Raw genomic sequence first — 13,401 nt, forward strand, 5'->3', positions numbered from 1 at the left:
CTCCCAGTCAGGGTTGTCAGACACCCAAATAGTCGTGCAACAGATCCATCTTCGCTTCCAGCTCCTCCTTACTCACCATGTCCAGGATACGCCCGTGCTCGATCACGTAATGGCGATCGGCCAGCGGCGCGGCGAAGCGGAAGTTCTGCTCCACCAGCACGATGGTGAATCCTTTGTCCTTGAGCTGGCGCAGCACCCGTCCCAGGGTCTGCACGATGACCGGGGCCAGGCCCTCGGTGATCTCGTCCAGGAGCAGGAGCCGCGCTCCCGTGCGCAGGATCCGGGCCATGGCCAGCATCTGCCGTTCCCCGCCGGAGAGCCGCCCGCCCATGCTGTGGCGGCGCTCCTTCAAGTTGGGGAACATCTCGTAGATCTCCTCGAGGCTCATGCCGCCGCTCGACACCATCGGCGGCAGCAGCAGGTTCTCCTCGCAGGTGAGGCTGGCGTAGATGCCCCGCTCTTCGGGGCAGTAGCCGACGCCCAGGTGGGCGATCCGGTGGGGCGGAAGGCTGATCGCTTCCCGGCCGTTGATCATGACCGAGCCCGTGCGCCGGTCCACAAGACCCAGGATCGCCTTGAGGGTGGTGGTGCGGCCGGCGCCGTTGCGGCCGAGAAGCGTCACCAGCTCGCCCCGGTTCACCACGAAGTCGATCCCGTGCAGGATGTGGGATTCGCCGTAGAAGGCGTGCAGGTCGGAGACCCGCAGCATCTCCACGTCGGGTTTGAACGCGCTGGTCATTGGGCCGTCCCCACGTAGGCTTCCAGGACCTTCGGGTCGTTGGAGACCTCCTCGTAGCTCCCCTCGGCCAGCACTTGTCCCCGGTTCAGCACGGTGATGGTGTCGGAGAGCTGGGCCACCACGTTCAGGTTGTGCTCCACCATGAGGACGGTGCGGTTGGCGGAGACCCGCTTGATCAGCTCCGCCACGCGTCCCACGTCCTCGTGGCCCATGCCCTGGGTCGGCTCGTCCAGCAGCATCAGGTCCGGTTCCAACGCCAGGGTGGTGGCGAGCTCCAGGGCCCGCTTGCGCCCGTAGGGCAGCTCCACGGTGACGGTGTGGGCGTAGTCCTGTAGGTCCACGGCGGCGAGCAGCTCCAGCGCCCGGTCGTCCAAGACCTCCAGGCTTTTCTCCGAGCGCCAGAAATGGAAGGAGGTGCCGAGCCTGCGCTGCAGCGCCACCCGCACGTTCTCCAGCACCGTGAGGTGGGGGAACACCGCCGAGATCTGGAAGGAGCGCACGATCCCCCGGCGGGCGATCTGGGCCGGCTTCTCCCGGGTGATGTCCTCCCCGTTGTACAGGATGGTCCCCCTGGTGGGCTCGAGGAACTTGGTGAGCAGGTTGAAGACCGTGGTCTTGCCCGCCCCGTTGGGCCCGATCAGGGCGTGGATGGTGCCGCGCCGGACCTTGAGGTTCACGCCGTCCACGGCGACGAAGCCCTTGAACTCCTTGGTGAGGCCCCGCGTTTCGAGAATGATCTCCCCGTTCACCGCCATGGCTTGTCTTCCCCGCGGGTCACAGCGCCTTCGCCCGCTCCCGGAGCATGAATTTCTGGATCTTTCCCGTAGAGGTCTTGGGCAGCGGCCCGAACACCACCGTCCTCGGGCACTTGAAATGGGCCAGGTTCTGGCGGCAGAACTCGATCAGCTCGTGCTCCGTGACGCTGGCCCCAGGCTTGAGCTCGACGAAGGCGCACGGGGTTTCGCCCCATTTCTCGTCGGGCTTGGCCACCACCGCCGCGGCCAGCACCGCTGGATGGCGGTAAAGGGTATCCTCGACCTCGATGGAGGAGATGTTCTCGCCCCCGGAAATGATGATGTCCTTGGAGCGGTCCTTGATCCTCACGTAGCCGTCCGGCTCCATCACCGCGAGATCCCCGGTGTGGAACCAGCCGCCGGCGAACGCTTCCGCGGTGGCCTTGGGGTTCTTGAGGTAGCCCTTCATGGTGATGTTGCCGCGGAACATGATCTCCCCCATGGTTTCGCCGTCGCGCGGCACCTCCTCCATGGTGCGGGGGTCCATCACTGTCATGCCCTGCTGGGTGGGATAGCGCACACCCTGGCGACCGTTCATGCGGGTGCGCTCGGCCAGCGAAAGGGATTCCCACTCGGGGTGCTTGGCGCACACCGCCGCCGGGCCGTAGGTCTCGGTGAGCCCGTAGACGTGGGTGATGTTAAAGCCGATGCGCTCCATGCCCTCGATCACCGCCGCCGGGGGCGCGGCGCCCGCGATCATGCCGTAGACCGTGTGGTCGATGCCGCGGCGCAGCTCGTCGGGGGCGTTGATGAACATGGCGTGCACGATGGGAGCGCCGCAATAATGGGTCACCCGGTGCCGGCGGATCAGCTCCAGCATGCGCCCGATCTCCACCCTGCGCAGGCACACGTTCACGCCCACGTTGGCGGCCATAGTCCAGGGGAAGCACCAGCCGTTGCAGTGGAACATGGGCAGCGTCCACAGGTACACGGCGTGATGGGGCATGCCCCACACCAGGATGTTGCTGATGGCGTTGAGATAGGCGCCCCGGTGGTGATAGACCACGCCCTTGGGATTTCCCGTGGTGCCCGAAGTGTAATTGAGGGCGATGGCGTTCCACTCGTCGGAGGGCAGCGACCAGCGGAACTCGGGATCGCCCTCCTCCATGAACGCCTCGTACTCCTTCTCCCCCAGGCGCTCGCCGGGCCCCTGGTACTCCGGGTCGTCGATGTCGATCACCAGGGGGCGCTTCTCCAGCCTGGCCAGGGCCTTGGCGATCGTGGGGGAGAACTCCCGGTCGGTGATCAGCACCTTGGCTTCGCCGTGCTGGAGCATGAAGGCGATGGCCTCGGCGTCGAGGCGCGTGTTGAGGGTATTGAGCACGGCGCCGATCATGGCGGGGCCGAAGTGGGCCTCCACCATGGCGGGGATGTTGGGGGCCATGACGGCCACCGTGTCCCCTTCCCCCACGCCGCGGCGCTGCAGCGCCGAGGCGAGGCGCCGGCAGCGGGCGTAGGTCTCGGCCCAGGTCATCCTGCGCTCGCCGTGGATCACCGACGGCCGCTTCGGATAGACGTAGGCCGCCCACTCCAGGAAGCTTAAAGGGGAAAGGGGCGTGTAGTTCGCCGGATTGCGGTCCAGCGCCACGTTGTAAGGATTCACGCGGGTCATCCCTCCTCCTTCGATGCGCTGAAGGGCATCGTTACCGAGCGTCCCTTTAAGGTGTATGACGGCGCTCGGGACAGCGGTCCATGGTCCGTCACCATGAGACCGAAGGCTCAATCGAAATCGTCCGGTCCCAGCAGGGGATGCTTTCTTTTTTACCTGAGGCTCGTTGGGCGCCGGTTTGACTGGTTTGACAGACATGATAGCCCAGGATCAAGGGAGCGGATTGATCCCTCAGGCGTTTCGATGTCTGAAAAACTTGACATCTACGGCGGCCGGCCGAGACGCGAGGCCCAGGGCCGCCATTTTCTCGTACAGGGTGGCGCGGGAAATACCCAGGAGTCGGGCCGCCGTTACCTTGTTGCCCTTGGCCGCGATGAGGGCTTCCCGAATGGCCTCCCGCTGAGACTCGGCCACCGCCTCCGCCAGGCGCCGGGGAAGGGCCGGGTCCCCGCCCCCACCGCACCGGCCATAGGCGAAGGGGGCGGCGGGCAGGGCGTGGGCGAAGTCCTCGGCCCCCAAGCGCCGGCCTTCCGCCAGCATGGTGACCTGTTCCAGCACGTTGCCCAGCTCCCGCACGTTGCCCGGCCAGGAATAGGCCCGTAGCAGGGCCAAGGCGTCCCGGGCCAGCTCCCGCTGGGGAAGCCCGGTGCGCTCGGCGATGCGCTCGAGCAACACTTCGCACAGGGCTTCCAGGTCCTCCAGCCGCTCCCGCAAGGGGGGCACGTCGATGCGCAACACGTTCAACCGGTAGTAGAGGTCGGCGCGCAGCCGCCCTTCCTGGACCAGGCGCCTGAGATCCCGGCTCGTGGCGGCGATCACCCGCACGTCCACCTGGACGATCTTGTGGGAGCCGGGAAGCTCGAACTCCTGCTCCTGCAGCATCCGCAGGAGCTTGGGTTGCAGCGCCGGCGGAATGTCCCCCACCTCGTCCAGAAACAGGGTGCCCCCATGGGCCAGCTTGAGCTTGCCTTCCCGGACGCGCCGCGCCGCGCCGTCGCCGCCGGGCGCCACGCCGAACAGCTCCTGTTCCAAGACCTGTTCGGGAACCCCCGCCGGGTTGAGGCTCACGAAGGGGCCGTCCGAACGCGCCGAGGCGGCATGGATGGCGTGGGCCAGGAGTTCCTTGCCGGTGCCGGTCTCCCCCTGGATCAGCACCGTGGTGTCGAGCTGCGCCGCGCGTCGCGCCTGGCGCTTCACTTCCAGGGACGCGGCGCTCGTGCCGACGAAACTGGAAAAGCTGTACTTGGGGCGCCGGCGCTGGGCCAGTTCCCGCTGGGCCCGCGCCAGGTCGCGCTGTAGGCGGGTGAACTTGGACACCAGGGGTTTCAAATACTGGGGCCGGTCGTAGAGCACGAAACCCACCGCCCCCGTGACCTGCCCGTCTTCTCCGCGCAGGGGCAGGCGGGTCACCACGAAGGACTGCTGGCCGAACTCCATGATGTCCAGCAGAATCGGCTCCCCCGTCTCCACCACCCGGCGCATGAGGCTCGCGGGGATTACTTGCTCCACCGGCTTGCCCAAGGCTTGATGGGCGCCTGCCAGCCCGAGCAGGGCCAGGTACTTGTCGCTGATCCAGACGATGCGGGCCTCCCGGTCCACGATCACCGCCCCCTCGCAGATGCTCTCGAACATCTGGAACAGGGAGCGCACCGCCTGCTCGTGGATCGCGGCGGCGGCGTCGGGCAAGGAAACGTCGGCGGCCACGGATCGTCCAGCGTGCTAGGGGCGCCCGTTGCCGCTTTCGCGCAGCAGGACGATCGCCTGCTCGATGCGCTCCACGGCCATCACCTCGATTCCCGCGGGGGAATGCTTGGGCGCGTTCGCCTTGGGCACCACCGCCCGATGGAAGCCGAGCTTGGCCGCCTCCTTGAGCCGCTCCTGGCCCCGCTGCACCGGCCGCACTTCCCCGGCGAGCCCCACCTCTCCGAAAGCCACCAGCTTGGACGGCAGCGGACGGCCGCTTAAGGAGGAGGCGATCGCCAGGCACACCGGCAGATCCGCCCCCGGCTCGTCGATCTTGACGCCCCCCACGGCGTTCACGAACACGTCCTGGTCGTAGCAGGCGACGCCCACGTGCCGGTGCAGCACCGCCAGCAGCATGGCCAGGCGGTTCTGTTCCAGCCCCACGGTGAGTCGCCGGGGGTTGGGGGCGTGGGCGGTGTCGACAAGCGCCTGGATTTCCACCAGCAGGGGGCGGGTGCCTTCCTGGGTCACCATGATGCAGGAGCCGGCCACTTCCCGCTCATGGTGGGAGAGAAACAGCGCCGAAGGGTTGGATACCGGGCGCAGACCCCGCTCGGTCATGGCGAACACCCCCAGCTCGTTCACCGCCCCGAAGCGGTTCTTGAAGGCCCGGATCAGGCGGAAGCTGGAATGGGTGTCCCCTTCGAAATAAAGCACCGTGTCCACCATGTGCTCCAGCACCCGCGGGCCGGCCAGGGCCCCCTCCTTGGTCACGTGGCCCACCAGCACCAAGGCGGCGGCGTTCGCCTTGGCGAGCCGCGTAAGCTGGGCGGCGCACTCGCGAACCTGGGCTACGGAGCCAGGGGCGGACTGGAGGGCGCCGGAATAGAGGGTCTGAATGGAGTCGATCACCGCCACCTTGGGGCGGCTGCGGGCGAGGGCTTCCTGGATGCGCTCGAGCCGGATCTCGGCCAGCAGGGGAAGGCGCTCCCCATGCAGGCCGAGCCGCCGCGCCCGCAGGGCCACCTGCTGGGGCGACTCCTCCCCGCTCACGTACAACACCGGGTGCTCTCGCGCGAGATGCGCGAGCGCCTGCAGGAGCAGGGTGGACTTGCCGATGCCGGGATCGCCTCCGAGGAGGGCCACGCCCCCCGGCACCAGTCCCCCGCCGAGCACCCGGTCGAACTCCGAAATGCCGGTGGAGATCCGCGGCTGCTCCGCCGCTTCCACCTCGGCGAGCAGCTGCAGCTCCCCCGCCTCGGAGAGGGGGGCGAAGCGGGGCGCCGCCTTTTCCGCCACCGTCTCCACCAGGGTGTTCCAGGCCTGGCAGTGGGGGCACTGTCCCTGCCACTGGAGCACCTGGCCGCCGCATTCGGTACACGCAAAGACGGTCTTGGGTTTCGCCATGGGGGCGGGTCGCGGGGGTTCAGGGTCCCGTCGGGGCTTAGGTGTAGAGGAGACCAGAGGAGCTAGACACGCTAACCGACATCGTCCAGGGAATCAAGGGACGGCCCTTCCCGCCGACAGGCCACGTCTTGGCGGGGCAGGGAAGCACCCCGGGCGGATGGGCAAGCCAGGCCGCGGCTGCTTAAATCCGCAAAGCTCGACAAACTCCTTCATGTAAGGCAATGTGTTATGAGATATTCTTAAACGGCTTTCTTGATCTCTGAGGAGGTGTTCCCTATACTGGGGGCTCAAGCCTTGCAACCTAAGGAGCCGAGTCCATGAAAACCCCGCTCGTCAAGCGGTTGACCGCCGCAGGCCTTGCCCTGGCCCTCACGGGCGCCTCCGCCTCCCTGTCGGCAGCCGGCTACGATCCGGAAACGGGCGACCCGGGCGCTGCCATGGCCGCCGACGTCTTGTTCGCCCGGCCCATCGGGGTGGTGGGGACGGTGCTCGGCGCCGCCCTGTGGGTGGTGAGTCTGCCCTTCACCCTGCCCAGCCGAAGCACCGACGAGGCGGGGGAAGCCCTGGTGGGCAAACAGCTCCGCTACACTTTCGAGCGGCCCCTGGGGGTCGAACCGCGGGAGTGGTCGCCGCCCAAAAATACCGACTGACAGGCTTCAGCGATCCTCCCGCGGCACCCGGGAAGTGAGGCGGCACAGCAGCTCGTAGCCGATGGTGCCCGCCGCGCGGGCCACCTCGTCCACCGACAACCCTTCTCCCCACAGGGTCACCTGGGCTCCTAGACCCGCTTCGGGCACCGGGGTCAGGTCCACGCTCAACATGTCCATGGAGACGCGCCCCACCGTCCGGGTGCGCACCCCGTTCACCAGGACGGGGGTGCCGGTGCCCGCGTGGCGCGGATAGCCGTCGGCGTAGCCGCAGGCCACGATGCCGATGCGCATGGGATGGGGGGCGGTGAAGGTCCCTCCGTAACCCACCCGGTCGCCGGCCTGGAGGGACTGGACCGCGATCACCCGGCTCTCCAACGTCATCACCGGCCTCAATCCCAACGCCTCCGCATCCTGGTCGGCGAAAGGCGAAGACCCGTAGAGCATGATGCCCGGGCGGACCCAGTCCCCATGGGTTTGCGGGTAGCGCAGCAGGGCCGCCGAGTTGGCCAGGGACCGGGCGAGCGACAAACCCGCCGTCATGGCGTTGAACCGCTCGAGCTGGGCCTCCACCCCTTCCGCCGGCTCGTCCGCGGTGGCGAAGTGGGTCATGAGGACCACGCCCTCGACCCCCCGGGCGGCCTTGAGCAGCGCCCTAGCGGCAGCGAGCTCGCTAGCCTGCAGGCCCAGCCGATTCATGCCGGTGTTGAGCTTCAGGAACACTTCCAGCGGGCGGGAGCGGCGCGCCGCGGCGAGCATCCGGAGCTGCTCGAGGCTGTGCACCACCACCGAGAGCCGGTACGCCTCGGCCATCGCCAGCTCGTCCGGGGAAAAGAACCCCTCCAGCAGGAGGATCGGCTGGCGAAACCCCCGGTCCCGCAGCTCCGCCGCCCGGTCGATCTCCAGGAGGGCGAAACCATCCGCGTCCCGAAGGGCTTGCGCCGCCTTGAGATACCCGTGGCCGTAGGCATCCGCCTTGATGACGGCCAGGGCCCGGGCGCCCCGGGCGACGCGCCGGGCCAGGGCATAATTGGCAGCAAGGGCGCTCCAATCGAAGACGGCGCGCAGCGGGCGCATGGGTGAGCTGCGATCAGGAAGGCGAAGAGCGGTCCGGCGGTAGGAGGAGTCCAGCGCCCAGCACGGCTCAGCCTCCCGCCTTCATGCGCTGATAGTGGCGGAAGAACACCTCTTCCAGCTCGTCGATGACCGCCTCGGCCGGTTGGCCGTGGAGCACGTGCCGGGAGAGACAGACGGAGGTCTCCTGGAACAGGACCCGCGGATCCAGCATCGGGTAGGTGGCCCGCAGCCGCTGGATGGCCCGCACCACGGTTTCCTTCTCCGGCCTGGGAATGGGGAGGGGCTCGGTTTCCGCTTCCCGGCGCGGGGTCTCCGGGGAGCGGGCGGCGAGAAACTCGGCGAACGCCTCCAGCATGCGCCGGTCCTCCAGGGAAAGGGCCCGGTAGCGCTCGAGCAAGGCCTTTTCCCGGGGACTCATTTCGCCACCACGTTGAGGCTGAACACCGGCGCCTTGCGCCGCTCCTGCATGAGGTCCAGGGCGGACACCAAGGCCACCAGGACCCGGTCGGCGGTTTCCTGCGTCTCGGGCCACTCCCTCCTCGCCTCAGCCAGGAGGTCGCCTATATTCTCCGGGGTTGGGCGCCCTTCCTCCATGATCATGTCCTCCAGCATCCCGGGCTTGAGCTCTGGGCGGAAGAGGAGCGCGTAGGCGGTCTCGCCCATGCGGGCGGCGATCCAGCGGCCCTGCTCGTCCACCACCAGGGGAAGGACGCCCTCGGGCAGATCCACCGCGCCGTTGTACATGACCAGCACCCGGCGCCCGTCCACCGCCTGGGCCAGGGGATCGCCGCGTCCCCCTTCGGTAGCTCGAGCCCGAGTCCAGCAGGCGGTATGGGTGGGCTCGCTGCGGGCCGCGCCGCCCGCCGCCCGGGCGAGCAGGAGGCCGCCGAAGCCCAGCCCCACCACCGGGCGGTGGGCCCGCTGAAACAGGGCGATGAGCCTCAGCTCGTCGTCGATCCAGGGCTGCCGCTCGATGTCCGTCACGGGGTACGCCCCGCCCAGCAGCCACAGGGCGTCGTGCTGGAGCGCCGTGCCCGGCAGGCTTTGGCCAGTGAACGGGCGCACGTAGGTAAAACCGATGTCCCGCTGCTCCAGCCGGGTTTCGATGAGACCCAGGAACTCCGAGTAGGTATGCTGAACCACCAGGAAATGTTTCATGCTTTCACCTTCGCCTGGGCATTGAACCGCGCCGTCGCGAAATCGACGAAGGTGGTGAGGAGCCGGGAGCGGAATTTCTCCTTCGGCAGGACCATGGACATGATACGGGTGAGCCTGGGCCGGAAGGGCACCGCCACCAGGGTCTTCAACTTGAGCTCCTTTTCCACCGTCGCCCGGGAGAGGACGCCGAAGCCGAGCCCCGTTTCCACCACCCCTTTGACCGCCTCGGGGCTCCCCAGCTCCATGACGATGTTCATCTCCTCGGGCGCGAGCCCGTGCTTGGCGAAAAACTGGTCGGCGAACTCCCGGGTCCCGGAGCCGGGCTCGCGGCTCACATAAGGCAGCTCCGCCAGTTGCTTCGGCGTGACGCTCGCCGACTGGGCTAGGGGGTGCTGGGGGGCGCAGATCATCACCAGCTCGTCCTCGCACAGGAGTTCGTTCTTGAGCTGGGGCAGATGGGGGGGCGACTCGATGAGGCCCAGGTCCAGCATGTGGTCCGCCACCAGGTTCTCGATCATCTCCGAGTTGCCCACCACCAGGCGAGGCTGCACCTGGGGGTGGGCGGATTTGAACTCCCCCAGGATCCGGGGGATCATGAACTCTGCGATGGTGGTGCTGGCGCCGATGGAGAGGGGGCCGGCGATGCCGCCGGTCATCTCGTGCATCCGCGTCTCCATCTCGGAAGAGAGGGTGAGGATGCGCTCGGCGTAGTTGAACACGAGCTGCCCGGCGGGGGTTAGGCTGATCTTGCCGTGGCTGCGCTCGAACAGCCGGGTGTTGAAGTGCTCCTCCAGTTGCTTCACTTGGAAAGTGACCGCCGGCTGGGTCATGAAGAGGAGCTCCGCCGCCTTGGTGAAGGAGAGCTGCTTGGCGACGGTGTAGAAGACCTGGAGTCTGCGGTCGGCCATGGGTGCGGGCGTGGAGCGTCGGTTTCAGGGTCTCATCGTTTGCGAGAAGCACATGCGGCCGCCGGCCGTGGGCCGGACAGCCAGATATGATTGAATCACAATTCGTTTTTTGCGGGTAGTGCATGAGCGAAGGGTGGAAGCGGCTCGATCTGGAAGGCGGCGGGCTGCAGGCGGCCAACCTTAAGCTTTCGCGTCTTCTCAAGCGAAGGCAACGGGCCTACGCCCTCCTGCTGCTCGCCCCTCTGGGCCTGCACCGGACTTACCTGGAGGAGCCGTGGGGGGCATGGGTGTTCCGCGGGCTCGGCCTGGCCGCTGCCGTCGGCTTCGCGGCCGGGATTCCCTACTTCGACTGGGCCGCCCTATCCCTCCTCGCGGGCTTCGCCGCCCACGACATCGTGTGGATCGAAGGCCGAGTGGCGAGGCTCAACAAGGCCTTGCGGATGAAGGTCTACCTGGGGCAGACGCCCGGGGCGCCGGCGGGCTTCCGCGGCCGTTTCCCGGACGAGGACGCAGCCGGATCGCCCCTCGGGGAAACGGAGCTCACCCTCGCCCCCGACGGCCGCGCGCGTTCCTTCGCCGAACAGGAGGCGCTCCTTCGGGCCCTCGCCCGGCGCTCCCGCCACCAGGAAGCTTCCTCGCCCCCATCCCGGGAACCTCCTCCCTCCCCGTCCGCCGGCGAGCGGGAAAAGTGAAAAACGACGAACCCCGCCCGCGGCCTCCGCTGGGGAACGGGGTTCTATGGTATAAAGGGCGGCCAGCCCTCGGGCGGCTCCCCGCGGCCGGATTGCGGCCCGCTCGAAGACGCCGGCGACAAGAACGACAAAGCCGAGACCCAAGAACAAACACCGAGCCGTACAACGGGCCATCCCCTTCTTTCTCCGGGCCGGTCGCATGCGATGAATTTCGGGTTTTTCACGATCCTGGCGGCGCAGTTCTTTTCTTCCCTCGCCGACAACGCCCTGCTCTTCGCCGCCATCGCCCTCCTGGAGGATCGTGCCGCCCCGGCCTGGCAGACGCCGGTCTTGCAGCAGTTCTTCGTCTTCTCTTACATCGCGCTGGCACCGTTCGTGGGACCCTTCGCCGACGCCTTCCCCAAGGGGCGGGTCATGTTCTTGAGCAACGCGGTCAAGTTCGGCGGGTGCCTCACCATGCTGGCGGGATTGAATCCCCTCTACGCCTACGGCCTGGTGGGCATCGGCGCCGCCATGTACTCCCCTGCCAAGTACGGCATCCTCACCGAGTACCTGCCTCCGGCCAAGCTCGTCTGGGCCAACGGCTGGATGGAGGGCTTGACCGTGGCCTCCATCATCCTGGGGGCCATCCTGGGGGGAATCCTGATCGGGCCCGGCGTGGAGGCGCTGGTGACGAACCGCCTGGCGCTGCCCGGGATCGAGACGCCGGCCCAGTTCGCGCTGGCGGTGATCGTGGTGATCTACCTGGTCGCCGCCGTCTTCAACCTCTACATCCCCCGGGTGGACATCGACCACAAGCTGCCCAAGCGCACCCTGGGCTACATCCTGCACGATTTCTGGCACTGCTTCCGGCTCCTTTGGCGGGATCCCCTGGGGCAGGTGTCGCTGGCCGTGACCACCCTGTTCTGGGGCGCGGGGGCCACTTTGCGCCTCATCGTGCTCACCTGGGCCGCCGTGGCCCTGGGGTTCAACCGGGAGCAGGCCACCCAGTTGACCGCCCTGGTGGCGGTGGGCATCGCGGTGGGCTCCATGCTGGCGGCCCGGTACGTGCACTTGGAGCGATCGGTCAAGGTGCTGCCGGTGGGCATCGCCATGGGGGCGGTGGTAATGGCCATGACCCTGACCGACGACTGGCGCATCGCCTTCGGCCTGCTCCTGGCGATCGGCGCCATGGCCGGGTATTTCGTCGTGCCCATGAACGCCCTGCTGCAGCACCGGGGGCACCTGCTCATGGGGGCCGGCCACTCCATCGCGGTGCAGAACTTCAACGAGAACCTGTCCATCCTGGTGATGCTGGGGGCCTACGCCGTGATGATCCGAGCCGAGCTCTCGATCTATACCGTGATCCTCATCTTCGGCACCTTCGTGGCCCTGGCCATGAGCTACCTGTGGCGCAAGCACGGCCACGACCAGGACCAGGGCCGGATATAGCCAGTCCGAGCGCCTCCGCAGACCGTCCGCCCCTTGCCGGCCACCTGGTCCGGGCCCGTTTCGTTCAATACCCTATTGCCCTATTCGACTTAGGCTACAATGGCTGCCCGTTCCGGTCCCGAGGCGCAAGGCGAATGTGCCGCCAGAAGGCCTGGAACGGGCGCCGCCCGGAGTAGAGCCCAAACCACCAACGACCGCGAGGAGGAAAACGATGCCCAGTGCCATTGCCCGCCTTTTGACGCTTCTGCTGACCCTGGGAGCCGCGGCCCTAGTCCACGCCCAGGACTACCCGTCCAAGGTGATCACCATGGTGGTCCCCTTTGCCGCGGGCGGGCCCACCGACACGGTGGCCCGATTGCTCGCCCAAGCCATGGGCGGCGCGCTCAAGCAGCAGATCATCATCGAGAACGTCGGTGGCGCGGGCGGCACCTTGGGTGCCGGCCGCGTGGCGCGAGCCGCTCCCGACGGCTACACCATCCTGCTGCACCACATCGGGCAGTCCACCGCCCCCGCCCTGTACCGCAAGCTGCCCTATGACCCCATCAAGGACTTCGAGCCCATCGGAATGGTCACCGAGGTGCCCATGACCTTAGTGGCGCGCAAGGATTTCCCGCCCAAGGACTTCAAGGAGCTGCTCGCTTACGTCAAGGCCAACAAGGACAAGGTGACGTACGCCAACGCGGGCCTGGGCTCGGCGTCCCACCTCTGCGGCACCCTGTTCATGAGCGCCATCGAAACCCCCCTTACCACGGTCCCCTACAAGGGCACGGGACCGGCCATGAACGACCTGCTGGGCGGCCAAGTGGACTTCATGTGCGACCAAACCACCAACACCACGAGCCAGATAAGGGCCGGGAAGATCAAGGTTTACGGCGTCACCACCAAGACCCGGGTGCCTTCCCTGCCCGATGTGCCTACGCTGCACGAAGCAGGCCTGCCCAACTTTGAGGTCACCGTCTGGCATGGTCTGTATGCGCCCAAGGGTACGCCCAAGCCCGTCGTGGACAAGCTTTCCGCCGCGCTCAAAGCGGCGCTCCAGGACGCCACCGTCAAGCAGCGCTTTGCTGACCTGGGCACCGAGCCGGTGGCTTTGGAGCGAGCCACCCCCGAAGCCCTGCGGGAACATTTGAAGCGGGAGATCGACAAGTGGGGACCCATCCTTAAGAAGGCAGGAGTGTACGCTGATTGACAATCTTGTAGGCGGACAGCACGTGAGGCGCAGCCCGCCTTTTGTGTTCTTCGCCTGAGGCGGAGAA

At 67.4% G+C, this 13,401-nt stretch carries 13 protein-coding genes; 4 read left to right on the forward strand and 9 right to left on the reverse strand.

Going from position 1 to position 13,401, the window contains the following annotated elements; genetic code table 11:
- Window positions 1-16 precede the first annotated feature (16 nt).
- The 5 genes from ACUVYZ_RS09640 to radA all read right to left on the reverse strand — a co-directional run bounded on the left by ACUVYZ_RS09640 (window position 17) and on the right by radA (window position 6,232).
- Window positions 17-739, reverse strand: a complete 723-nt coding sequence (locus ACUVYZ_RS09640; RefSeq protein ID WP_439934069.1) for an ABC transporter ATP-binding protein — start codon at window positions 737-739, stop codon at window positions 17-19.
- The gene (locus ACUVYZ_RS09645) at window positions 736-1,488 is read right to left on the reverse strand and encodes an ABC transporter ATP-binding protein (RefSeq protein ID WP_439934124.1); all 753 of its coding nucleotides are present in this window, start codon (window positions 1,486-1,488) and stop codon (window positions 736-738) included. The genes ACUVYZ_RS09640 and ACUVYZ_RS09645 overlap by 4 nt, the downstream gene beginning before the upstream one ends.
- A 25-nt stretch (window positions 1,489-1,513) precedes the next feature.
- A complete protein-coding gene (locus tag ACUVYZ_RS09650; RefSeq protein ID WP_439934070.1) occupies window positions 1,514-3,145 on the reverse strand; it encodes an acyl-CoA synthetase in 1,632 nt (543 codons plus the stop codon).
- Between the two features lie 228 nt (window positions 3,146-3,373).
- Window positions 3,374-4,846 (reverse strand): sigma-54 interaction domain-containing protein, encoded by a 1,473-nt coding sequence (locus tag ACUVYZ_RS09655; protein ID WP_439934071.1) that lies wholly within the window; start codon window positions 4,844-4,846, stop codon window positions 3,374-3,376.
- A gap of 15 nt (window positions 4,847-4,861) precedes the next feature.
- On the reverse strand, window positions 4,862-6,232 hold the full coding sequence (gene radA / locus ACUVYZ_RS09660) for a DNA repair protein RadA (protein WP_439934072.1): 1,371 nt from the start codon (window positions 6,230-6,232) through the stop codon (window positions 4,862-4,864).
- A gap of 317 nt (window positions 6,233-6,549) precedes the next feature.
- On the opposite strand from radA, the gene ACUVYZ_RS09665 reads away from it, so the two are divergent.
- Window positions 6,550-6,882, forward strand: coding sequence for a hypothetical protein (locus ACUVYZ_RS09665; protein WP_439934073.1), 333 nt, complete (start codon window positions 6,550-6,552; stop codon window positions 6,880-6,882).
- 6 nt (window positions 6,883-6,888) lie between these two features.
- Here ACUVYZ_RS09665 and alr read toward each other — a convergent pair whose 3' ends face one another.
- The 4 genes from alr to ACUVYZ_RS09685 form a co-directional block, all read right to left on the reverse strand.
- Complete coding sequence (alr, locus tag ACUVYZ_RS09670; protein WP_439934074.1) at window positions 6,889-7,956, reverse strand: alanine racemase; 1,068 nt, start codon at window positions 7,954-7,956, stop codon at window positions 6,889-6,891.
- A gap of 67 nt (window positions 7,957-8,023) precedes the next feature.
- A complete protein-coding gene (locus ACUVYZ_RS09675) occupies window positions 8,024-8,374 on the reverse strand; it encodes a Crp/Fnr family transcriptional regulator (RefSeq protein WP_439934075.1) in 351 nt (116 codons plus the stop codon).
- Window positions 8,371-9,114 (reverse strand): GMP synthase, encoded by a 744-nt coding sequence (locus tag ACUVYZ_RS09680; RefSeq protein WP_439934076.1) that lies wholly within the window; start codon window positions 9,112-9,114, stop codon window positions 8,371-8,373. The genes ACUVYZ_RS09675 and ACUVYZ_RS09680 overlap by 4 nt, the downstream gene beginning before the upstream one ends.
- Entirely contained in the window at window positions 9,111-10,022 is a 912-nt protein-coding gene (locus tag ACUVYZ_RS09685) for a LysR family transcriptional regulator (protein ID WP_439934077.1), read from the reverse strand. Before ACUVYZ_RS09685 ends, ACUVYZ_RS09680 begins: the two co-directional genes overlap by 4 nt.
- A gap of 122 nt (window positions 10,023-10,144) precedes the next feature.
- Between ACUVYZ_RS09685 and ACUVYZ_RS09690 the strand changes: the two genes are divergently transcribed.
- The 3 genes from ACUVYZ_RS09690 to ACUVYZ_RS09700 all read left to right on the forward strand — a co-directional run bounded on the left by ACUVYZ_RS09690 (window position 10,145) and on the right by ACUVYZ_RS09700 (window position 13,334).
- The gene (locus ACUVYZ_RS09690) at window positions 10,145-10,714 is read left to right on the forward strand and encodes a TM2 domain-containing protein (RefSeq protein WP_439934078.1); all 570 of its coding nucleotides are present in this window, start codon (window positions 10,145-10,147) and stop codon (window positions 10,712-10,714) included.
- Between the two features lie 204 nt (window positions 10,715-10,918).
- The gene (lplT, locus tag ACUVYZ_RS09695; RefSeq protein WP_439934079.1) at window positions 10,919-12,145 is read left to right on the forward strand and encodes a lysophospholipid transporter LplT; all 1,227 of its coding nucleotides are present in this window, start codon (window positions 10,919-10,921) and stop codon (window positions 12,143-12,145) included.
- A gap of 211 nt (window positions 12,146-12,356) precedes the next feature.
- Window positions 12,357-13,334 (forward strand): tripartite tricarboxylate transporter substrate binding protein BugD, encoded by a 978-nt coding sequence (locus tag ACUVYZ_RS09700; RefSeq protein ID WP_439934080.1) that lies wholly within the window; start codon window positions 12,357-12,359, stop codon window positions 13,332-13,334.
- Window positions 13,335-13,401: the final 67 nt, after the last annotated feature.

The sequence above is a fragment of the Pelomicrobium sp. P1 genome (assembly GCF_052805615.1).